We start from the raw sequence: 23,120 nt of genomic DNA, 5'->3' as shown, positions 1-23,120 counted from the left end.
ATCGTTATGCTCTTCGCAGCAGAGGAAGCGCTGCCCACAACCACCACTGACTAGGTGCTTGCACAATCTCAGCACTCAGTTGTTGGGTCAACAGACTCAAACATTCCTCTTCATTATAATTATTTGGGTCTAGCAAAGGTGAAAACTCTGCTATTACCCCCCCGTCCTGTCGATTACGCATATAAAAGGGCGCAATCCATGCCTGTGTCTTTTTTGCTATTTTGTAAATACCGGCAGGCACTTTTATAGTACCGTTTAGAAAGGAAACTGTCACGCCTTGGCTCTGATTTTGTGCATAGGGCACATCAAACAATAAAGTAATCAACTCCTCATCTAAAGCTTGATACAAGGGGCGCACCAACTCACCCTCTACCAAAAAAGTCCCACCAAGGCTAGCTTTTAACCGCTGCAACTTCCAACGTCGAAATCGATATTCAGCCTGATGCAAGTGTTGCGTATTGGACTCAGTATTATCCCGTGTCAAGGTTCCCACCTTAAAACCCCGCAAATACATGGCAGGCCCTGCCAGCCAAAAGCGTCCGATATGCCCCCCTGTCAGCAATACGCGCCTACCTTGTTGTCTGGCCTGCTCTACAGCCTCAAATCCCTGCAGAGTCACCAAACGTTGCATCAGTTTAGGCTGGGTTAAATACCACGTATCGAGAGTTTCGCACTCCACCATTTGAGCATATTCACAGAGCCATTGTTGAATTTGAGTCTCCGAGGCATGTGGAAAGGTAAGCTGCATTTGCTCTTTCACGATAGCTAAACCGCCCAAATGCCGGGCTTGCCAATACCGACTAGAATATTGAGCGAGGCGGTAACTATAGGATAGGGGTAATTGGGCAAGCAGTGGATATTGCACCTGATAACGCCATGAAAACCAGTCTGGCTTAATCGCATTGAAGCGCATCATAGACCGTATACCTTCCAACGATGCGGCAATTGACAGACCCCGATCCCTTGACGCTGGGAGCTTTGTTGTACCTGGAAATGACAGCAGCGCTCGCGCGAGTCATAGACATGCAATCCGGTTTGATCAATCAGCCATAGTTCTAAACAATAATCACCGGCTAATAGGGGTAACTCATCTATTACATAATGAACCTTGGCATAGTCATGCCCCTGCAAAGCAATTCCCTCGTGCAAAGTACTCATGCCATAGCATTGAATCTCATCATTGCGCCGAATCACAATCCCTAAATGTACCTCCTGCACCGGATACCTATTGAGATTTATTAATACCTCCACACCAAATTTAGCGCCAGTATTAAAGACCTTATTTTCCGTTGTGAGTAATTGAGCTGATTGAATAAAGGGCTGAGATTGAAGGTGATTATTGGCTTGAGGGCTGATGACGGCTGGGGTTATGACTTCACGTTCGCGGCAAGCGGTTTGATAGGCATCGACTACGGCTTGCGCTTTACCAAACTGACGAACCCTTCCCTGCTCTAACCAAATAGCTTGCTGGCATAATTCCCGTACTTGATACAAATTATGGGAGCAAAACACTAAACTCGCCCCCTCTGCCACAATAGTCTTAATACGCTGCAAGGATTTCTTTTGAAAGTGCTGATCACCTACAGAGAGCGCTTCATCGACAATCAAGAGCTGGGGTGACAAAACGGTAGCTAAGGCAAAACCTAAGCGCATCACCATGCCACTAGAGTAGGTTTTGAGGGGTTGCTCGATCCAAGGTTGTAATTCAGCAAACTCAATCACGGTGGGAAGATATTCATTAATCTGCGCATGACTCAAGCCCCGCAAGGCTAAGCCTAGACGAATATTATCTAAGCCCGATAATTGCGACTGAAAACTCGCCCCTAACTCTAGTAAGGCTGCACGCTGATCTGTAGCCAAGCAAACTCCAGCGGTAGGCTGTAAAGTACCTGCAAGCACGCGCAATAGAGTACTTTTACCCGCGCCATTATCCCCTACAATACCCAAAGTACTGCCCTGCTCTAGCTCAAAACTAATATCTTGCAAAGCATAATGGGTGGTATGGCGTTGAGTACCTGTTAGCCACTCCCAAAGCAAATCAAGGGGGCGAGGATACTGTGGATAGCCTACTGAAATCTGCTGTAATTGAAGGGCTTTCATAGCACATAGCGTATTTTAGGTAATAAGCGTCGTGCCATACTAACACTCAGATACCAAACGACTAGTGAAGCCAATAGCACCGGCAGCCAAGCCAATACCTTAAACTCACCTTGCACTAAAGCGGTTTGATAGCCTTGAATTAAATAGGTGAAGGGATTCCACAATAATGCCGTTTGCCAATGACTAGGTATTTGTTCTAGACGATAAAAGATGGGGGTAATTAATAATAAAATACCTAATATTGCACTTAATACTTGGCGTAAATCCGTGAGCACGACCCCCAATACACTTAATAAGGCCGCGCCCGCACTGCTCCATAATAGGCGAATCACTAACCAAGGCAAATAACACCCTAACGCCCACAATGGATTCAGTCCTTGAATACTCATCCAGATAATGAGTAAAGCAATACTAATCCCTTCCAATAATAATGAACTAGCCACCAGCACCCAAGGAACCAGCACCGCAGGTAAAGCGGTATTCAATAATAATTCACGCCGCTCTAATAGTAGATTAGGAGCACGAGTGAATACCTCGGCGAGGGTATTAAAGGCAATTAAACCTGCCAATAAATACTCACTAAAGTAATGCCCGTCTTGCCCTCCTTGATGCTTTAATTGCATTAAATCACCAAAGATCCAGCTATAAACCACTAATAATGCCAAAGGTTGAGCAATGAGAATGGCTAGCCCTAAACGCGAATTAAAATAACGTGTGCGTAGATCTAGATAGACTAATTGCCCAAATAAAGTGCTCCACTGCTTTCGTTCCTTAGTCCCGCTAAGGGGCATCATTGAGCTGAGCATTTTGTTCAAATTGTTGGCGTAATTGTTGCAGTAATACTTGTTGCTGCCCCAGCCGATATTCGGTCTTAAGACTGGCGATTAGCTCATCTTTGACTTGATCAAAACTGAGAACCTCTGGTTCGCGCCGCTCTAAATATTTAACTAGATACATAGCCTTATCCGCATTGAGTACGGTACTCAGTGGCTCACTATCTTTAAGCTGGACGCCAGCATCAAATACTACACTTGGGAGTTGATCGGCCTTATACCACTCGCCCGCCTGTGTCAGTGCTTTGTCTGCGGCCTGACTATATTGCTCCACTGCTTGCTCAAAGGTTAGTTTCTTGTGCTGTAAATCTTGGCGCAGCGTTTCTAGTTGTTGTTTAGTCTTAGTTTGGCTCTCTGGCGAGGGGGTATTGATTTGGATTAACTGTAACTTTAGGCGTAGCGGGAAAGTATAAACGGTAGCTAAGCGGGCTTGATAAAGCTCTTGTGCTCGTTGGGTAAAGTCGGGGGCATTTTGATCAATGTGAGCTTCAAGCGCACTACGAGCCAATAAATCTTTACGCATCTCCTCTAGCTGCTGCTCAATCTGAGGTTTTTTATCTAAACCTTGTTTGAGTGCCTGTTGCAATAAGGATTCGCGGATATATAAATCTTGTAATATAGGACGACGTTGTGCAGGTGTTGTGAGGGTTTTAGGGTCGGTTCCCTTGACGGTGAGTGCGCTTTCATATTGCGCTTTAGATAACTCCCATTCGGGGGTTTTCATGATCCAAGCATCTTCTGCTTGTACCAGACAGGGCACCATTAAACCTAATACGACTCCCTGTAATAAGGATCTCAATGATAATGACATTTTTCAACAGCCTCATAATAGCTAGACGGACTAAGTACCCCTACTTAATCCGTCCCTTGAATGAATAAACTTAATAGCGACGTGTTTTATGCGGTATCGCATCACCAAAGCGAGCATGAGCATTTTCGCTTACATTGCCCTCAATAGCCGCGAAACCTAAGGTTGGCACACCATTATAAATAAAGTGATCTGCTTTATAATTATACGGATTAGCACCATACGCATTCGATGAGGTAAAGGCTCCACCTAAGGTATAATTCGGGAAGGTAATCCGCGCCCAACCATGTACGAATGGCCCTGCACTGACTGCTTTTAAGGCTGGACTTGAGAACACGGTGCGATTCAAATCATATGAAGGATCGGTACTCACAAAGCTCAAGACATTCACTTCACGAGTTAAGCTAGCCTCTGGGCCAAAAGTACCGGCTTTCGCGTCGGTTACGAAACCAAAGTATTTATCTTGAGTAGCATTCAAGCCCCAAGCACGCGCTTCCTCACGGTCGTAGAGACCATCAATTTTTGCTACAACATCGGTACTAGCCTGATGGATACCATGTTTTTTCATCGGGAAAGTTACAACCCAGTCGGTATGACCATCATAGCCATCGGTAGGATCAAGGAAGTATTCGTTCATGATATAAGGCACTGCCAACACATGCGCCATGGGGTACGGGTTAGTACCACAGGATGTGCCCTCTACCGTACAAGGATCTTGACTTTGTTGCTTCCAATTGGTGACGACCAGATCAGACTCACCACTTGATTTAGGAACGGTAATCGTGCTTTGTGTCACATTGCCGGACGCTAAAGAGGGTAATAAATACTCTTCATAAAGATCGGGACGGTAGTGTTGAGCCTGAGTGCTGTAATTATCAATCGCCACCGGATCAATCGCAAACGCCGCACCCTCTGCAATATTCAAGACAGCAGAAGAACCAAATAAACCACCCGTAGGCGCTTTTAAACCTACCGCAGCCGCACCTGTTCCCGAAGCAAAGGCACCTGTTGTTAACCAAGCATCAGAAACAGCCTGACAATTAGCAGGTTTACCATTCACATGTTTGACTGCCTCTTGAATTTTAGGATCGGTCACAACCCCCATTTCAATCACTTCAACATAACCTTCACGGGTATCTTTGTTTTCATAGACAATATTTTTACCATCGAAGGTTTTCATCACCTCACAGCGATCTTTATTCGGACTTGAGCAATCGGCGGCATGTTGCACAGGCATAGTACAAGTACGATCTAGTGTGGTAAATGCACCCGCATCGCTATTGGCATCTTTACGAATCGTACCTGTCCAGACATCTTCCGGTGACATATAGATATTAAAATTGAGAATATCATTACTATTTTTGCCTTCGCGGAAACGAATCTTGACTGCCTTGGTCTCATTAGTAGAGTTAACTAGGTTAATATTAGTGACATACCCTGGATTAGCATTAAAGTAAGGGAACAATAACACTTGTCCTGTTCCATCAGAGTTGACATACACCGCTTGGACAGCAGTAAAAATTCCTGCGGCAACCAGAAATCCTGCTGCCACCCCAAAAGCGAGCTTTTTTTGTTTAAACACCTGAGTGCCTCCTAAAAACTTATCTTTATAATTTATTGTTGGAGTGTCTGACTTAATCTAATTTATTAATCTATAGATAATACAACATTATGCCAGATAAATATCCTAATTTTTTACGTAACGCCACTCTGACTTCCAAGCGGTATCCTTCATCCATGTTTCTTGTATTACTTCACTCGTCTCTATCGGCTCTGGTAGACCGCGCATCTTCATCGCCACGGTCACCTTAACATTCACTTGGCATTGTGAATCTTTGCACTGGGCATCCATTACTTGTGCTGACCTCCAAAGCCCTACCCCACGTATCGAGTTCTCAAACTGCTTTAAGGGGGTAGTGTCCTGAAAAGCTTTGGTGTAGTACTGGTAGGCTTTGGTTGGATTGGACTGCAACAGTGCAGTCCAACGTTGTTGCGCCAATTCTTTGACTAAAGGCTCCGGTGGCTCAGCAGAGCACGCCACTAACAACCCTAATCCTACTAATACTATCCACCACTGTTTCATGATTTAACGTTGTCCTTTTAATTGCTGTAGGAAACGGTCATTCGCCATGAGACGCTGCATCCGCTCACGCATTTCCTCACCTGTTTTAGTCAACCCGGATTGATCCCTAATAGCGGTAGGCGTAATCAATACCAGTAACTCGGTACGAGTAGAGGTTCCACCCTCTGAGCTAAATAACTTACCTACAATCGGCATATCCGACAGAATAGGTACGCTTTGCTTACTATCCGTTTTATTCTCACGAATCAGGCCACCTAAGACGATGGTTTCGCCACTTTGCACCACAATGGAACTCTTAATACTGCGCTGCATAAAGGTAGGCTGATTATTAACGCTATCTCGCTCACCTAGATCCGTCACATCCTGTTGGATTTCCATTTTCACCAGACCATTGTTATTGACCTGAGGTGTTACCTTGAGTGAAACCCCCGTATCTTTATACTGATAGGTATAGGTATCCGTGCCAGTCGTACCACTGCTACTGGTTTTAGTCTCAATCGGTTGCTGATTACCCACACGGATTTCAGCCGGCTGATTATCTAACACTAAAATCGAAGGCGAGGACAATACTCTCACTCGTGACTGCTTAGCCAACATGTTAATAATATTCTTTAAAGAGCCTGTAGGGTCGCTTAAGGAATACGAGAATCCTGCTCCACCTGCAATCCCACCTAACGAGACTAATCCCTCACCCACTTGTCCTAGTAGGTTACTATTTTTAAAGTACCACTGTAGACCAAACTGTAAATTATCTGACAAGCTCACTTCCATAATGGAAGCCTCGACTTGTACCTGCATCGGCATTACATCAATACGTTTAACCGCCTCAATAATTTGCTGATAAGTCGACTCAGTCGCCATAATCATTAAAGAGTTATTGGTCTTATCTGCCACAATCCGCGCATCATCCGTATTATCAATCACCACACCGCCATCTGCTGTTACCGCTGGCTTGCCTGCGACGGCGACCGCGACGGCGGTTGGATTATCAGGGCTAGGTGCAGCACCATTAGCCGGTGGTATCGCGCCCCCTACGGTGGCAGGCTCTAGACCTGGTGCTAGACTAGAGACAGCACTTTTCTTTTTACTACTGCTCTTACCCGAAAAAATCTGATTGAGCATTTCAGCCAAGTTTTCAGCACTACCATTTTGTACCCGATACACATAAAGCTGTTGTCCTGCGGTAGGACTGGTACGGTCAAAACGATTCACCCAACTTTGCATATCGCGTAAATAGTCGGGACTTGCGGAGATAATCATTAAGCTATTCATATGCTCAAGGGGTACGATCTTAATCATCCCCGCCATAGAGCTACTGCCTCCCTCCCCAAAGAGGGTATCCATGCTTTTCGCAACGATACCGGCCTCCACATTCTTAATGCGGAAAATGCCTACTGACATACCTTGTAATACATCCACATCAAAGGTACTAATCGTCGACATCAGATTAGCCAGCTCCGAACCCGTACCAGCTAGCATTAATAAATTACGACTACTATCCACGCGGACAAAAGCATCTGGATTCGCTAATGGCTCTAGAATCTTCTGCATTTCCACTGCTGGAATATAGCGCAGCGGAACCACTTGAATACTATAGCCCGGTTTTAACTTACCAAAACTGGGTTTAAACCCCCGCCCTTTCATATTGGCACGAGCCGCTACACGATAACCACTAGGTCCATCTTTATATAAAACGGCACCCTGAGTCGCTAATAAAGACTCCAGTGTGGGGATGAGGCTCGCTTGAGGTATAGGCTCACTAGAGCTAATCGTAACCTCACCCTCAACCCCCGGCTCCATGGTATAAGTCAGTTTTAATAAATCACCTAAGACGACTTTCACTACCTCACGAATACTGGCGCGTTCAAAGTTCAGGGCTATCCCGTCGCCTGATTTGCGGCGCATTTTGCCTTTTACACTACTAGTATTACTATTATCTGCTGGCTCATGATAATAATTCTGCTGTCCTAAAATCAGCTCTGTATCTTGCTGCTGAGAACCCGGCTTGGCCTGAGGTCTAGTTGTCGGTGCATTGGCATACTGATTGGGTCTAGTAGGAGCATAATTAGAGCGCTTAGCTGGCATATGCATACCTTCTCCCATACCTAGCATGCGTCCATCCACTTCTCGCACGGCACCACTGCGTTGAAAACCTTCCTCAGTAACCATATGGCTACTACGATACCCTGGGCTGTTACGGATCGAAGAACAGGCCGACATTAATACCGACACACTCACTAGCCCTATTGTGATAATTTTATAGTTCACAAAGCTAACCCCATTATTTTTATTATTTTTGTAGGTCAATGGTTTTATTTTTTATTAAAGCAGTAATTGCACTTACCCTAGCTTAATTAAGAGCACTATCGGCTGGATTAGGTAGAGCACTGCGCGATGGATTAGCACTTGGCCTGCCACCACTAGCGGTACTGCCCCAGCGTGATTCCATTAGGCGCTTACGTGCTTCTAAAGCATCCTTCACTGATAAAATAGGCGGAGCCTGTTCTGTAGACGGAAAAGCTTCATTAGGCATGCCTGCTTTTGGCTCCGCCGCTGCTGTTAAGATATTTTGGGCGGCAGCGGCCTGAAGCGCTTTTAAACGCGCTAATGTTTCGGCTTGGGCTTGTTGCTGTTGATCTTGTGCCTTCTTCGCTAACATGGCTGGATTTTGCTTGGGTGCATTAAAATCTGCTATTAACAATAAATCTTGGTTCTCATCACCCAGTTTTAAGGTCAATTTGTCTTTTTTGACTTTGGTAACGACCCAATTCCCCCACTTATCCCCTACATGTAGGGAGTGGTTTTCTGAAGTGCTGGTGCGCATAATGCCATAGGACTTTTTACCTAAATCAATCACACCTACCAAGCGTCCATCCGGTAAGGTTTTATCAATAGGCGGCTCTACTGGCTCAGGCGGAGGTGCAGCAGCAGCCACTACTACTGGCGGCGCAGGTACTTTACGACTCGACCAAAAGAGGGGTTTATCAATAAAATCCTGATAGGTTGCAACACCTGGCGCATTTAATAAACTCAGATCCGGTAAGCTAACACTGACCGTTGACTTAGCTTGGCTTTCTTCAGTCATCGCCCAAAGGGTATATAAGTTCCACGCGGCTAACCCGATAACGCCTAAGCCAGTTAGCCAAAACAACCACTGAATCGGCGGACTAATCCACTTTTTCATTTACTTCCCCCTCGCCAATAGGTCGTAATTAATACGTCTGCTTTAGCCAATTGGCTTTGGCTCGAATCAGCCGTTTTATCTTTGTCTAAGGGATATAGTTCTAAGCTATCCACAAAAATCAGGGGACGTGCTTGATAAGCCTGATGGAGTACTTGACGCACTAGGGGCATTGAGCCTTGAAAAGTAGCGCGTACCGTCACCTTTTGATAACCCGTTGAAGCTTCCTCCTCAGATTTATTATCCTCCACTACTTCCGAGCTTAAGATACGTCCATTACCACGGGTAATAACGCCGCTGACTTGTTGCTGTAACTCTTTAGCTACTTGGGCAGACGTCATCCCTTCTGGATAAAAGAGTTTATCTAAACCTTGGCTCTTAACACGCTCATACTCTGCCATAAACTCTGGCGTGGTATTGGCGATCTGGCGCATTTTTGCTAACTGCCGATAACCGGTTTCAATACGGTCACTAAGCTGATTGGAATAGCTCCAAGCCGGTAAGACACCAAACACCAATAAGCACAATACTAATAGAATCAATAAACTCCATGCCAATAAGCTTTGGTGCTTCATGAGTAAATCATTCATGACTTGACCTCCACCTTGGCTTGAATCTGGAATTTATCGTTATTACTGTCCTTAGTACGGGTTACCGGGGATTTAAATTTCACTTCGGATAACATAGGTGATCCTTCCAATAGATCAATCAAATCCAAGGCAGCCGATGACTCGCCACGAATAGAAAGCTCGGTGCCATTCAACGTCAAACGATCCAACCACGTATTTGCAGGTAAAATTTTTGATAAGTGCTCAGCTACGTCCAAAGCCACGGGCGAGGTGCGACGTCTTTCGGTCAAGAAATGCATAGCATCCTCTGCTGCCGTGAGTTGCTCACGAATTTGTAATTGAGCGGCTGAGTGTTGGCGAACCTGAGCCAATGCAGCATCGATTTGTTCCGCACGCCGATATTTATAGGCAATTGGCGCAGCCAAAGAAGCCACTAATGCGGTCACCATAAAACCTAATGGAATCCAAGACCAGCTTTGACTTAAGTCCGTCGTAGTCGTTTGACCAATAGGCGCAGAAGATGGGCTACCCACAACCGATAAGAGATGAACCTCTGGAACCCCTAACTCTTTTAATTGCTCAATCACTTGATCCGCTGTTTGCTTAGGTATTACCTGTACATTGACATTGATTTCCTTAGCTTTGCGATCATGATTCAGCAGCTCTGCCGAGTAATAAGCACGTTCTGGAGAAAAGGGACTAATACGATCCAGTTGATAGCCAATAACTTGGCGTAGATTTTCTTGAATGGCCTCTGGAAAGCGCTGCTCTAGCAATAGGCCATTTTTCGGATTGAGCTGTACTTCAATCAGATATTTTTTGCCCTTAATCGTTTTAGGCGGTTTACTAAACAGATCAATAGGCGTACGCAGTGAATAAGAACCCAAAGGAATGAGCTTTTGATCGGGCTTCCAGAATGCCTCTAGCATTTGATGATGGAGTTGCAGCACGACTCGAGGTCGCTCGCTGCGCACCAAACGCCGTAGTGAAGAAGGCAAACCTTTCAACAGCCCGCTACCCCACCACTGCATAATATAGTTAAAATTGCTAGTTAGCGTCATATTTTATTATTATTTATACAGCATATTAATAGCCCCATCGTAGCGAATTAGCCGACGAATGTCGAACCCTATACGATAAAGTGAAGATCAATTACCATTATCGGATTATAAATAAATTCACTTCCTTTAATTTTAAGTGAATGTCAAACTTAGACTATTATGTAGGCATCATAGGCATACCCCTCGCATGCCATGAGAGCCATAGGTATCGTAATTGACTTTAAATGGATGATAACCCCTTGTCTGCAGTAATACTATTTTTAGGCGGCTTGTGCTGGGTCAGCTCACTCTGGTTTCCCGCTTTCTATACGGATACCAATACCTTAATGGGCTATTGGGTACTCATATCTGGCTGGTTAGGTATCATTACCTTTCAGTTCGGCTGGTTTGCTAATTTATTAATTTTTCTAGCTGTATTATGGATGTATAAGTATCCCATTCGCGCGACTTTAGTTGCAGCAGCAGCGGTTTTGGTGGCGACTCAAGCGTTTTGGTTTGTAGTGATGCCCGGCGAAAATGAGAATACCAATATCATTGGGCAAGGTTTAGGCTTTTGGTTGTGGTATGGTAGTTTAATTATTATCTGTATTGGGGTGATTTTTGGTTCTGATACCGAAGCCCCGGTAAAAGATATGGCTGAATTTAAAGTACCTCCTGCTGCATCACGTCCTAATGCTCCTTATATTAATGAGCAACCCTCAACAGCGACTGATGCGACTCTAGCAAAAACAGCGACTGCACCGTCATCACTAGATGCACCACTGATTGCAGCCAATGACGATACCACCACGGTTAAACCTATTACTCCCCGCCATTTAGACGAACCTACCCCGTTAGCGGATCTATTAGATAATCCTCCCCCCACCCGACGCTCATAATGAAAAACCCGCACACCTATCCATAGGCGGCGGGTTTTTAAACTGTATTAATCTTCTAATCCTCTCACCAAGGATTGCTATCGTTTAGCGGCAATTCATACGGGTAGCATTAGCACGGATCTGTGCTGCTGTTCTAAATAAACGTTGAGCTTGTCCTTCCTGACCCCGTTGAGCTTGAGCGCGGGCTAGTGCATCTAATTTAGCGGCCTTGGCTAGTTCTGCATTATATTGCGCCATGCAGCCGGTATTATTACGATTATAATTGGGTCTTACTGGGGTTGTTAAGGGGCGATTGGGGACATTGCTAGGTGTAGGGTTAGCGACTGGGCGTGGAGTAGGAACCACATTAATGGGAGTAGTCCCCCCTTCATCCGCTACTACTACATTGATAGCGGTAAACCCTACACTATTTCCATAACAATAGAATGAAGTGCTGCAATCTTCAGCTAGCGCTTGGCCTGCAACTGGTAAACTTAAAGTAGCTAATGCTAAACGTGTGAATAAAGTGTTAATTTTCATCATGGGGTATAGTCCTTGGCAAATCAAAATGAGTCACAAAACATCAAAACAAAAACACTACACATGCTAAGGGCAACGGTAACGACTGCCTAGCATTGCTTTAAATAAAAACCATGACTTCAGATACTCTCTAAGTCTGGATTAGAGAGTACTGTTTAGCGAATTAGTGAGCGTGCATACCAGGGGTATGAACATGACCATGTGCAATCTCCTCTGGAGAAGCATCACGAATACCCACTACGGTTACATCAAAATTTAAATCTAATCCAGCCATAGGATGATTACCATCAATTGTAATATTTTGATCATCCACAGCGGCAATCGTCACAACACGCACACCCTCATCGGTTTGTGCCTGTAAATGTGACCCTACAACTAAATGCTCATCTGGCACACCCGCAAACGCTTCACGGGGCACGGGTTGAACTAACTCTGCGCTATGTTCACCATAAGCTTGAGCGGCAGGAATACTCACTTTTAGGGTATCACCCACCTTTTTATCTACTAAAGCCGCTTCTAAAGTAGGAATAATATTCTGATGACCGTGCAGATACATAAAGGGCTGCTGTTTATCAGCTTGGTCTAAAACCTGCCCTTGCTTATCAGTCAGTACATAGCTCATGGACACTACTTTATTTTGGGTAATTGACATCTCAAATCCTTTAATTAAAACCAACAATCACTCAGTTATTACCTACTCAGTCATTGTTTTTACGGGCAACTCATAACGGTTACCCCCCTCAGGTCGATCCTTATAGCGCCGATGTGTCCATAAATATTGTTCTGGATAACATCGTACTTGGCTCTCAATCACCTGATTGATCTGAATGGTATCATTCAAAACATCCTCGCTGGGAAAATTTTCCAACGCTGGATAAAACTGTAATTGATAACCTGTCTCAGTGCGCACGGTGAAGAAGGGTACTACGCTGGCTTTACCTAAACGACTGATACGACTTGTAGCAGTATTCGTAGCCGCCGGTATACTAAAAAACGGAGCAAATACACTATTTTTATGACCAAAGTTCTGATCTTGGGCATACCATACCACTTGTCCCTGTTGCAAACTGCGCAGCATCTCCCGAATATCATCGCGTGGAATCGCCTTTCCATAACGTTTTTGGCGTAATCTTGCCACGCGCCACTCAATAACTGGATTTTGATGCGGGCGATAAACGACATGCAGGTTAATAAATTTTGCTAATAGACGACCACCTAGCTCTAAGCTAGTAAAATGAGCACTGAGCAAAATAACCCCACCTTGTTGTTGTGCTTGCTGCAAATGCTCCAACCCCTTGATTACTGTTTGCTGGTTTAAGCGCTCACCATCCCCCCACCAACTCAAAGCGGTTTCTAATAGCCCACGCCCTAAAGAAACAAAATGTTTTTTAACCAGATTTTCTTGTTGGGCTGCGTTTAGCTCAGGAAAAGCCAATTGAATATTGACTTGGCAAACATGCCGACGTTGACTTAATAGGTAATACATGAGTAAACCTAGATACTTACCTAGCCCCATTTGTACCGACCAAGGTAACTGCACCACCAGCCATAACCCACCTAACCCCAACCATGTCAGCCAATGGCGGGGATGTAAAAATGATTTGCCCGATAGTCGAGTTTTTTGCTGCATTATTTTACTACTCACCTGTTAACACGACCTTTTATCCTATTTTTCAATTCATCTCAGCTTCAGCTCTTGACAAGCGCGAGTCTGCTTGTTGTACTGAACCTAGTGTTTGGATAGACCAAACTATATCATTACCTCAGTAAGGAGTTTACTGAAGATGCTAGATACCCCAACCTCTACTGACCTCACACCGACCTTTGATTTTTTGGTGTTCATTGGGCGGTTTCAACCCTTTCATCTAGGGCATAAACAAATTATTAGTACCGCACTAGAGCAAGCTAAACAGGTCATTGTATTAGTTGGCTCTAGTCAGCAACCGCGTAGTATTCGTAATCCGTGGAGTTTTCAGGAGCGCGAACAGTTCATTCGTGGCGCTTTTCCTGAGCCTATTCAAAACCGTCTTAATATCCTCCCCATTATGGATGATATGTATAACGATCAAAACTGGATTGCCCGTATACAGCAAGCGGTACAGAGTGTTATCGATACTAAACATCCTCATAGCCCCCCGCATATTGGGTTGATTGGGCATAGCAAGGATGAAACCTCCTATTATCTATCCTTGTTCCCACAATGGGATTCAGTCAGCGTACCTTCTTATTACAATGGCTTATCGGCAACACCTTTGCGTGAACAATATTTTTTAGCCGGTATTATTAGCGAACAACTACCCCCCTCCGTGCAACAACAACTCGCTCAATTTAAAACCACTGAAGATTATGAGCAAGTCGCCGAGGAGTGGAAATTTATTCGTCAATATCAACAAGGCTGGGCAAATGTTCCCTATCCTCCCACCTTTGTCACCGTGGATGCGGTAGTGATTCAGGCCGGGCATGTATTACTCATTCAACGCCGAGCACGTCCGGGTAAGGGGTTGTGGGCTTTGCCGGGAGGCTTTGTGGGGCAAGATGAAACCTTACGCGATGCGGTCATTCGTGAATTACGTGAAGAAACTCGGATAAAAATCCCTGCGCCCGTTTTACAAGGCTCGATTATTAAAACCCAAGTCTTTGATCACCCCGACCGCTCGGCACGCGGACGTACCATTACCCATGCCTATCTCATTGAATTAAAGCCCGATGCCCAAGGTTTGCCTAAAGTAAAGGGTAGTGATGATGCACAAGCGGCAAAATGGGTACCCTTAAGTACCTTGAACCCTGAACAGTTCTTTGAAGACCATTATCATATTATTACGGCGTTAGTGGGCTAGACCTTACTCGCGCCTTATACACGTGCTACTGATAGACGGTAGCTTATTTAACCCCTGAACCGGAGGATTTCCATGTTCAACAATCTCATTCTTAACACTGATAGTTATAAAGCCAGCCACTTTTTACAATACCCTACTGGCTCTGAAATCATTTCAGCCTATGTCGAAGCCCGTGGCGGTCAGTTTAAACAAGCGCTATTTTTTGGCTTACAAGCTTTTATTAAACACTATCTATTGCAACCGATTACACGCTCAGACATTGATGAAGCTGAGGCACTTTTACTCGCTCATGGCGAACCCTTTAACCGTGCCGGCTGGGATTATATTGTTAATCATTATAATGGCTACTTACCTATTGAAATCAGTGCCTTACCCGAAGGTGTAGTCGTACCCACCAAAAATGCACTGGTACAAGTCCATAATACTGACCCGCAATTATTTTGGCTCACCACCTACCTAGAAACGGCTCTGCTTCGTGCTATCTGGTATCCCACTACAGTGGCAACGGTATCATGGCAAGTAAAACAAATTATTGCCAACTATCTCAATCAGACCTGTGATAATCCAGCCCCAGAACTACCTTTTAAACTGCATGATTTTGGCTCTCGCGGAACCTCCTCCCTAGAATCTGCGGCATTAGGGGGACTGGCGCATCTGGTCAATTTCCAAGGTACGGATACCGTCTCTGCCCTGCTTGCTGCCCGTAAATACTATGGTGCAGAGATGGCAGGCTTTTCTATTCCCGCCGCCGAACACTCCACGATTACCAGTTGGGGACGTGAGCACGAAGCAGATGCCTATGCCAATATGGTGCAGCAATTTGCTAAACCCGGAAAATTAGTCGCCGTGGTATCAGACTCCTATGATATTTACCATGCGGTAAGTGATATTTGGGGTCAACAATTACGTGAACAGGTATTAGAGAGTGGTGGTACGGTGGTGATTCGTCCTGACTCTGGCGATCCTGCTACGGTTGTGCCTGCGGTACTCGAACGCTTATATGCTAGTTTTGGTGGCACTATTAATCAAAAAGGTTTTAAGGTACTGAATCCTGCGGTGCGGGTGATACAAGGTGATGGTATCGACATAGACTCCATTGGCGGTATTTTAGAGTCGATTAAGGCTGCCGGATTTTCCACGGAAAATGTCGCGTTTGGTATGGGAGCGGGACTACTGCAAAAAGTGAACCGCGATACCCTAAGCTTTGCCATGAAAGCCTCGGCTATTCGTATTCAGGGGCAATGGCAGGATGTGTATAAGCAACCCATTACCGATCCGGGTAAAAACTCTAAACGTGGGCGCTTAGCGGTCGTTCGCACTGCAGAGGGAATCAAAACCATTCGCCTTGAAGAGCTAAAGGAACAAGAAAATCTCCTCCGTCCGGTGTTTAAAAATGGTGTATTACTCATTGATGAGCCTTTTGATGTCATTCGGGCGCGTAGCGGGGAATCTTTTTAGATTCCCTCTAACCCCTTAAGGCTTTATGATGCTTGAAGGAGAGTTAAGTTATACACCCATAACCTAGGAGGAGAACATCATGCTTTATACTAATCCCAATACCGACGGTGCGGTTATTCACTTCAAAGCTCGCTATGACAATTTTATTGGAGGCGAATGGGTAGCCCCTGTTAAAGGTCAATACTTCGACAATATTAGCCCTGTTACGGGCAAACCTTTCTGCCAAGTCGCCCGCTCCACTGCTGAAGATATTGAATTAGCATTAGATGCTGCCCATGCTGCCGCTGAGCGCTGGGGGGCTACTAGTACTACTGAACGCGCAAATATTCTTAATAAAATTGCCGACCGTTTAGAGCAAAATTTAGAAAAGCTAGCCGTGGCAGAAACGTGGGACAATGGTAAGCCTGTACGTGAAACCTTAGCGGCAGATATACCCCTAGCCATTGATCACTTCCGTTACTTTGCAGGCTGTATCCGTGCCCAAGAAGGCGGTATTAGTGAAATTGACCATGATACTATCGCTTATCACTTCCATGAGCCTTTAGGTGTTGTCGGGCAAATCATTCCGTGGAATTTCCCTATTCTCATGGCTGCGTGGAAATTAGCCCCTGCCCTCGCTGCTGGTAATTGCGTAGTCCTTAAACCCGCTGAACAAACCCCCACTAGTATTTTAATAGTGATGGAGTTAATTGCAGACTTACTGCCTGCTGGAGTGCTGAATACTATCAATGGCTTTGGGATTGAAGCGGGTAAACCCTTAGCCACTAATCCACGTATTGCCAAAGTAGCCTTCACAGGTGAAACCACGACCGGACGCTTGATTATGCAATATGCATCTCAAAACATTATTCCGGTCACGCTAGAGCTAGGGGGCAAATCACCCAATGTCTTCTTTGCAGATGTTGCCGCACAAGATGATGCCTTCTTTGATAAAGCTATAGAGGGTTTTGTGCTCTTTGCCTTAAACCAAGGCGAAGTCTGTACTTGCCCGTCACGCGCCCTGATTCAAGAGTCTTTCTATGATCAATTTATGGAAAGAGCACTGCAGCGAGTCGCAGCTATTACTCAGGGCAATCCATTAGATACTAATACTATGCTTGGGGCACAAGCTTCTAATGATCAATTAGAAAAAATCCTGTCCTATATCGATATTGGTCAACAAGAAGGGGCAGAATTACTCATTGGTGGTCAACGCAATATACAAGCGGGTGAATTAGCCGAAGGTTATTACGTGCAGCCAACGGTATTCAAAGGCCACAATAAAATGCGTATCTTCCAAGAAGAAATCTTTGGCCCTGTTGTCTCTGTCACCACGTTTAAAGACCAAGCTGATGCTTTAGCACTAGCAAATGATACCTTATACGGCCTAGGTGCGGGTGTTTGGAGTCGAGATATGAATACCGCTTTCCGCATGGGACGGGGTATTAAAGCCGGTCGGGTCTGGACCAATTGCTATCACTTATACCCCGCTCATGCCGCTTTCGGTGGCTATAAGCAATCCGGTATTGGGCGTGAAAACCACAAAATGATGCTGGATCACTATCAACAAACTAAAAACTTATTAGTGAGTTACAACCCTAATAAACTAGGTTTCTTCTAGCTAAACACATACTGCCAACTTTGAGCCTTGCTTAAAGTTGGCAGACTCAGGAGGGTTAAAATGGCTGAAACGAACATACCTTTACGGGTTGAATGTACCGCCGCTGCTACCGCATTAATTCATAAACTCCAAGCCCAACATGGCGACCTGCTCTTTCATCAATCAGGGGGCTGTTGTGATGGTAGCGCTCCGATGTGTTATGAGCGCGATGAGTTTATGATTGGTGACGCTGATGTATTACTCGGCTGGGTGGAAGCACAACCGTTCTATATGAGCGCTGCACAATTTGAATATTGGCAACACACCCACCTAACCCTTGATGTCGTGAAGGGGCGTGGCGCTGGATTTTCCCTCGAAGGCCCCGAAGGCGTTCGATTCCTCATCCGCTCGCGGTTATTTAGCGATAGTGAAGCGGAATATTTAGCCCAACATCCGGTACAAAAGGGTGTGCAGCACTAATTAGGCTGCTTCCCAAAATACCTCAATGCTATTTTTCCATACCTGTGGCAATAGCTCATCGATTGCTATGCCTTTAACAGCAGCCACTTTTTCGACAATAAACGGCAAATACTTAGGCTCATTGGTTTGCCCACGATAGGGTACTGGCGTTAAATACGGTGCATCCGTTTCAAATAGAATTTTATCCTGAGGCGTTAAAGCAATAATTTCTCGCACATTGTCTGCTGGTTTAAAGGTACTAATCCCATTAAAACCTAAACAAAAACCCTCACTTAAACAGTACTCGGCTAAGGCTTTACCTGAAGTAAAACTATGAATTACTCCACGCTTTTTCATCTGTGGAATAAAATTCTTTAAAATCGCTGCTGTATCTTCATCCGCTTCACGGGTATGAATCACTACTGGCAAATTTAAATCAATCGCAATTTGTAATTGGCTCTCAAAGGCTTCGCGCTGCTTAGTACGATCGGAATAGTCATAGTGATAATCTAGACCAATTTCACCAATCGCCAGGATTTTAGCATGCTGAGCATTGGTACGAATCTGTTGCTCAACCTCAGCCGTATACTCCTTAGCATCATGGGGGTGTATACCCTGTGTGCCCCACACCTGCGGGTAACGCTGTGCTAAATCAAGTACTTTAGCTAAATTATCAGGCGATACCCCAATCGTAATAATACGCTCGACCTTGACCGCTTGGGCAGCTTGTAAGGCCGCTTCGAGTACGTCTCCCTCAAGGTAATCAAGGTGGCAGTGTGTTTCAATAATAGGATAATCAAACACGGGAATAGCTGGTTTTTTTGACATGACTTATATTTTTATAAAACTATAAATAAGGGCTAATATTGGCTAAAGCACGTTGCACATACTGCTCTTTTTCACCCACAGGTGCAACATAATGAATAATAGCTTGATTAAACCTTAAGTTTAAACCTCAAAAACTACGTCCAAAATTAAAATAAGCTTGATTATCATAGCCTTTCATTTTACGGATACCCAAAAAGGCAGGCCCTAGTGGTGTTGTTGTACCCACATAGAGTGTAGCAGAAGGATCTAAATCACCTAAATCCACATCATCACGTTTTTGCCACACCTGCCCTAAACCAATACTAGCACCCACATGTACTTTAGCGATACGAGGTATTTCTTTCACTTCTCTTAAATACCCAACAGTACCCTCTAAAGTATAATTACCCTCTAATTTAGTATTATCCGATAAGGCCAAACGCCCTGTTTGCAATGTATCTTGTAGTTCGGCTAATACATTTTCATTATTAGAGGTCGAAGTTACTCGTCCATTTGCCAGTATGCGTCCTTTTTCTGAAATCTTCCAAACTTTTTCAGCGTCCACTGTTAAGCGATTAAAAGCGCTATCACTATTTAATGCTGTTAGACCTACTCTTAAATTGGCATTAATGCGCTTACCAAAGGTAGGAAAATCAATCTGATCAAAACTATCAAAGGCATAATTAAACTCTAATCCGGCTGATTTAAGTGAATCTGTACCTAAATCTATGCTACCTGTTTTAACATCAGGTTTTAAATTCTCATAAAATAGTCCAACACGCGCCTCACCATTTTTCCCTAAGGCACGTCCAATATCAATTCGCGCACTGTGTGTTTTAGCACGTATTTCTGCTACCTGTTGACCATCTTCTAATAATTTAATATCACCCTCTTGATACGCAATCTTAGGATTAATAAAGCTATCCCATTTATCTTGAAAGGGATGAAAAATCTCAACATCACCTAGAATCTGATCGCCGATGACTGCGCGACTGCGTAACTCTGTCCCCTTACGAGTGAGTCCTTTATTCACAAAGCGCACACCCGCTTGATACCCCGTATCTCCATCAAAGTCATCACTGAGAGAGAAACCAAAATTTAAGCGTCGATTGCCTTGATCAGATTTTTGCGCTAATACGGTTAGGTCATATTGCCCATTCTCTTTAAGGTCTAGGTCATAATCGACTAAAGAAAACTGCCCCAAACGATACACCCGATTTAAAGCCGCTTGTAATTGATCATTAGTGATTGCACTACCTGCTTGTAGGTTTAAGGCTCGCTGTAAAATCGAGGTTTTTAATACCGAATCATTTTTAATCTGAATACTGGCCAGTCGTAAACCTTCTTTAGGGATTTGAGGTTTACTGATTTTTGCTTTAGGTGCTTGCCCTATTGAACTCATCAACTGTTTTAAGGCGGCTAATTGCGCCTGTGCTCCCTTTATCCCCGCTGGAATCGCGTCTCCCACCAGTTGGAAATCTAAGCTACCAATATCACCAATCGGTGGCTGAATTAGAATATCTTTTTTAGTAAGGCTTTTTAATTGATCTTCACTAGCTTTATAGACCAATAAATCCATCGTTTGTAAGCTAATATCTAAAGCAGAATCCAAACTGCGCTCTTTTCCTTGTGGAATACGGGATACAATCACAATATCTGCCCCCATTTGTCGCGCAATATCCACAGGTACATTATTCGAGACTAAGCCATCTACTAATAGTCGCCCATTTAACTCGACGGGACTAAATAACCCCGGAATCGACATACTCGCTCGAATGGCTGTCGCTAGATTACCTTGTTTTAATACTACCGCCTCGCCGGTGCGAATATCGGTTGCTACTGCTCTAAATGGAATCGGTAATTTATCAAATTGATTAATATGGGCCACGGGCGATAATAAGCGCCGTAATTCAAACATGAGATTTTGCCCACTGATCAAACCTGAAGGTAGTTTAATACCGCGTTTAGATACCCCCATACTCACAGCACTAAAAAACCCACCACTCATTTGTTTTTGTTGATAATTTTGATCGCTGTAAACGCCCGTGTCATTAAATAATTTAAACCAATCGAGAGTACGTGCGGTTTTTTCTAACTCACTCACACTCATACCCGATGCATATAAACCACCGACAATAGCCCCCATGCTATTACCTGAAATGACATCAATGGGAATACCCTGCTCTTCTAATACCTTAATCACCCCAATATGAGAAAGACCTGCTGCACCGCCACCGCCTAAGACTAAGCCAATTTTAGGACGTGCCTCTGCATTTTGTAGGGTAAAAGCTAGGGTTAGTGATGACACTACAATAATCCACCGTTTCATACAGCAATACCTATTGGGGTTTAAAGGAAATAGCTAAATTATAGAACTGATTAAGCCACGCAAGTGTTCATAATGTATCACGTTGCCGTGCTCATTATAACTTTGCTCAATAAACTGGTAATGCGTAGGGGAGTAGAGCAACACACTACTAGAGCGTGTGCCATATTGTCCCTGAGGAAAATTAGCGGCTGGAATAAAGATAGAGGATAACCGGTGCTCATACTTCAGCGGTATGCCTGTCTGGGGTAAGCGCTCATAGGGTGCGGGTGTTGAATCCTGTAATAAGGCCAGCAAAGGCTCTGGCTCTAGTTGTGCATGTGCTTGAATATAGGCTTGTAAGGCTTGTGTACCGCGTGCCATTTTAGGCCAAATATCATCCAGAGCACCATTACTGATACTGTGAAATCCGGGGGGCATTGGTGCAATTTTTGAACGAACACTATCGAATGTCCACAATTGCTGTGCTGAGCCAAATAATAAATTAAAGGGGTTATAGTCTTGTGCATGATCTATTAGCCAACTAGGAAAATCCTCCGTAGCCAATAAATAGTTCACCACTAATTCACCCCGACTGCGTTTATGTAGCTGTGTGAGATCGGGGCGGCGAATATTGGTCAGTCCTGCAATATGCCCTTTAGTAGTTAAGCCTAACCAGGTTCCCCCAGCGGCTAAATCACGCCCGGCGATAATGGGTTGATCTGTCCAAGGAGCTAAGGAAGCCGTATTGCGCTCAAAATATTCATCTCGATTCGCTGCAATAATCAGAGGGTAATCTGGATGCGCTTTCCACGCGATAAACAATACACACATAGACTAGACTCCTCCTGCTCACGCTTAAAGCTGCCAGTTTATCGCATCACGCCCTTGTGCGGTAAGCCAAGTATTGATTTGTGAAAAAGGGCGACTACCAAAAAAACCTTGGGACGCAGAAAGGGGGGATGGGTGAGCTGATTTTAAAATCAAGTGTCTAGTCACATCAATCATAGCCGCTTTCTTTTGGGCATGAGCACCCCAGAGCAAAAACACGACGGGTTGAGCTTGGGCATTAACCGCCTGAATCACCGCATCAGTAAACTGCTCCCAGCCTTTTTTCTGATGACTCCCTGCCTTACCTACCTCAACGGTGAGTACCGTATTGAGCAGTAACACACCCTGCTCCGCCCAAGGCTGCAAATAGCCGGTGTGTTTATTATGAATGCCTACATCACTCTCTAGCTCTTTATAAATATTCACTAATGAACGTGGCAACGGTTTAACCGAAGGCAATACCGAAAACGATAAGCCATGGGCATGTCCTGCCGTGGGATATGGGTCTTGCCCTAAAATGACGACCTTAATATTATCTAGCCCCGTTGCAGCAAGTGCATTAAATCGATCTGCCTTAGGTGGCAATACAGTAGTACGCTCCTCCTCCGCTTGCAAAAAGGTATCTAGCGTCTGCATATACGGTTTTTGCCATTCTGCGCTTAAAACCTGCTGCCATGAGGGATGTAGGGTAGAAATATCGAGCATCATAGAAAATATCCTAATTACACAATGATGTCGGTAGTATAAAGCATGTGCTAGGTCTAGTACTGACCAAGACTTTAATTGATGAGTGATGCTCTATTGAATAACCC

At 44.6% G+C, this 23,120-nt stretch carries 22 protein-coding genes; 5 read left to right on the top strand and 17 right to left on the bottom strand.

The window, feature by feature from the left end:
- Positions 1-4: 4 nt before the first annotated feature.
- From A3IK_RS0116640 to A3IK_RS20580, 10 genes are all read right to left on the bottom strand, one after another.
- Positions 5-916 carry a lysophospholipid acyltransferase family protein gene (locus A3IK_RS0116640; RefSeq protein ID WP_020561105.1) on the bottom strand — a complete coding sequence of 304 codons (912 nt, stop codon included), beginning with the start codon at positions 914-916 and terminating at the stop codon, positions 5-7.
- A complete protein-coding gene (locus tag A3IK_RS19875; RefSeq protein WP_020561104.1) occupies positions 913-2,100 on the bottom strand; it encodes an ABC transporter ATP-binding protein in 1,188 nt (395 codons plus the stop codon). The genes A3IK_RS0116640 and A3IK_RS19875 overlap by 4 nt, the downstream gene beginning before the upstream one ends.
- The gene (locus A3IK_RS0116630; protein ID WP_020561103.1) at positions 2,097-2,894 is read right to left on the bottom strand and encodes an ABC transporter permease; all 798 of its coding nucleotides are present in this window, start codon (positions 2,892-2,894) and stop codon (positions 2,097-2,099) included. Before A3IK_RS0116630 ends, A3IK_RS19875 begins: the two co-directional genes overlap by 4 nt.
- Positions 2,881-3,744 (bottom strand): peptidylprolyl isomerase, encoded by an 864-nt coding sequence (locus A3IK_RS0116625; protein WP_020561102.1) that lies wholly within the window; start codon positions 3,742-3,744, stop codon positions 2,881-2,883. Before A3IK_RS0116625 ends, A3IK_RS0116630 begins: the two co-directional genes overlap by 14 nt.
- Positions 3,745-3,814: 70 nt before the next feature.
- Positions 3,815-5,323, bottom strand: coding sequence for a hypothetical protein (locus A3IK_RS0116620; RefSeq protein ID WP_020561101.1), 1,509 nt, complete (start codon positions 5,321-5,323; stop codon positions 3,815-3,817).
- Positions 5,324-5,428: 105 nt separating this feature from the next.
- Complete coding sequence (locus A3IK_RS0116615) at positions 5,429-5,824, bottom strand: hypothetical protein (protein WP_020561100.1); 396 nt, start codon at positions 5,822-5,824, stop codon at positions 5,429-5,431.
- Positions 5,825-5,827: 3 nt separating this feature from the next.
- Positions 5,828-8,092 carry a type II secretion system secretin GspD gene (gene gspD / locus A3IK_RS0116610; protein ID WP_026221034.1) on the bottom strand — a complete coding sequence of 755 codons (2,265 nt, stop codon included), beginning with the start codon at positions 8,090-8,092 and terminating at the stop codon, positions 5,828-5,830.
- An 82-nt stretch (positions 8,093-8,174) separates the two neighbouring features.
- Complete coding sequence (locus A3IK_RS0116605) at positions 8,175-9,008, bottom strand: hypothetical protein (protein ID WP_020561098.1); 834 nt, start codon at positions 9,006-9,008, stop codon at positions 8,175-8,177.
- The gene (gene gspM / locus A3IK_RS0116600; protein ID WP_020561097.1) at positions 9,005-9,595 is read right to left on the bottom strand and encodes a type II secretion system protein GspM; all 591 of its coding nucleotides are present in this window, start codon (positions 9,593-9,595) and stop codon (positions 9,005-9,007) included. Before gspM ends, A3IK_RS0116605 begins: the two co-directional genes overlap by 4 nt.
- Positions 9,592-10,635, bottom strand: a complete 1,044-nt coding sequence (locus A3IK_RS20580; RefSeq protein WP_020561096.1) for a PilN domain-containing protein — start codon at positions 10,633-10,635, stop codon at positions 9,592-9,594. Before A3IK_RS20580 ends, gspM begins: the two co-directional genes overlap by 4 nt.
- 239 nt (positions 10,636-10,874) lie before the next feature.
- On the opposite strand from A3IK_RS20580, the gene A3IK_RS0116585 reads away from it, so the two are divergent.
- On the top strand, positions 10,875-11,513 hold the full coding sequence (locus A3IK_RS0116585) for a hypothetical protein (protein ID WP_162596683.1): 639 nt from the start codon (positions 10,875-10,877) through the stop codon (positions 11,511-11,513).
- An 84-nt stretch (positions 11,514-11,597) separates the two neighbouring features.
- On the opposite strand, the gene A3IK_RS0116580 is transcribed toward A3IK_RS0116585, so the two are convergent.
- From A3IK_RS0116580 to lpxL, 3 genes are all read right to left on the bottom strand, one after another.
- Positions 11,598-12,035, bottom strand: coding sequence for a hypothetical protein (locus tag A3IK_RS0116580; protein WP_020561094.1), 438 nt, complete (start codon positions 12,033-12,035; stop codon positions 11,598-11,600).
- A gap of 160 nt (positions 12,036-12,195) precedes the next feature.
- Positions 12,196-12,684 (bottom strand): FKBP-type peptidyl-prolyl cis-trans isomerase, encoded by a 489-nt coding sequence (locus A3IK_RS0116575; RefSeq protein WP_020561093.1) that lies wholly within the window; start codon positions 12,682-12,684, stop codon positions 12,196-12,198.
- Between the two features lie 42 nt (positions 12,685-12,726).
- Positions 12,727-13,662, bottom strand: coding sequence for an LpxL/LpxP family Kdo(2)-lipid IV(A) lauroyl/palmitoleoyl acyltransferase (gene lpxL, locus A3IK_RS0116570; RefSeq protein WP_020561092.1), 936 nt, complete (start codon positions 13,660-13,662; stop codon positions 12,727-12,729).
- Positions 13,663-13,816: 154 nt separating this feature from the next.
- On the opposite strand from lpxL, the gene A3IK_RS0116565 reads away from it, so the two are divergent.
- From A3IK_RS0116565 to A3IK_RS0116550, 4 genes are all read left to right on the top strand, one after another.
- On the top strand, positions 13,817-14,869 hold the full coding sequence (locus A3IK_RS0116565; protein WP_020561091.1) for a bifunctional nicotinamide-nucleotide adenylyltransferase/Nudix hydroxylase: 1,053 nt from the start codon (positions 13,817-13,819) through the stop codon (positions 14,867-14,869).
- A 72-nt stretch (positions 14,870-14,941) separates the two neighbouring features.
- Entirely contained in the window at positions 14,942-16,327 is a 1,386-nt protein-coding gene (locus tag A3IK_RS0116560; protein WP_020561090.1) for a nicotinate phosphoribosyltransferase, read from the top strand.
- A gap of 79 nt (positions 16,328-16,406) precedes the next feature.
- Positions 16,407-17,927, top strand: coding sequence for an aldehyde dehydrogenase (gene adh / locus A3IK_RS0116555; protein WP_020561089.1), 1,521 nt, complete (start codon positions 16,407-16,409; stop codon positions 17,925-17,927).
- A 60-nt stretch (positions 17,928-17,987) separates the two neighbouring features.
- Entirely contained in the window at positions 17,988-18,386 is a 399-nt protein-coding gene (locus A3IK_RS0116550; RefSeq protein WP_020561088.1) for a DUF779 domain-containing protein, read from the top strand.
- Here the strand turns inward: A3IK_RS0116550 and A3IK_RS0116545 are convergent, their stop codons facing one another.
- The 4 genes from A3IK_RS0116545 to ung all read right to left on the bottom strand — a co-directional run bounded on the left by A3IK_RS0116545 (position 18,387) and on the right by ung (position 23,016).
- The gene (locus A3IK_RS0116545; protein ID WP_020561087.1) at positions 18,387-19,193 is read right to left on the bottom strand and encodes a TatD family hydrolase; all 807 of its coding nucleotides are present in this window, start codon (positions 19,191-19,193) and stop codon (positions 18,387-18,389) included.
- Positions 19,194-19,320: 127 nt separating this feature from the next.
- Positions 19,321-21,501 (bottom strand): patatin-like phospholipase family protein, encoded by a 2,181-nt coding sequence (locus A3IK_RS0116540; RefSeq protein WP_020561086.1) that lies wholly within the window; start codon positions 21,499-21,501, stop codon positions 19,321-19,323.
- 33 nt (positions 21,502-21,534) lie between these two features.
- Positions 21,535-22,311: an NRDE family protein gene (locus tag A3IK_RS0116535; protein ID WP_020561085.1), complete on the bottom strand. Its 777-nt coding sequence runs from the start codon at positions 22,309-22,311 to the stop codon at positions 21,535-21,537.
- A 24-nt stretch (positions 22,312-22,335) separates the two neighbouring features.
- Positions 22,336-23,016 carry a uracil-DNA glycosylase gene (ung, locus tag A3IK_RS0116530; protein ID WP_020561084.1) on the bottom strand — a complete coding sequence of 227 codons (681 nt, stop codon included), beginning with the start codon at positions 23,014-23,016 and terminating at the stop codon, positions 22,336-22,338.
- Positions 23,017-23,120: the final 104 nt, after the last annotated feature.

The sequence above is a fragment of the Thiofilum flexile DSM 14609 genome (assembly GCF_000380185.1).
GTDB classification, from domain to species: domain Bacteria; phylum Pseudomonadota; class Gammaproteobacteria; order Thiotrichales; family Thiotrichaceae; genus Thiofilum; species Thiofilum flexile.
Note: the sequence above shows the minus strand (reverse complement) of the source record. Positions and strands in the feature narration are given on the sequence as shown.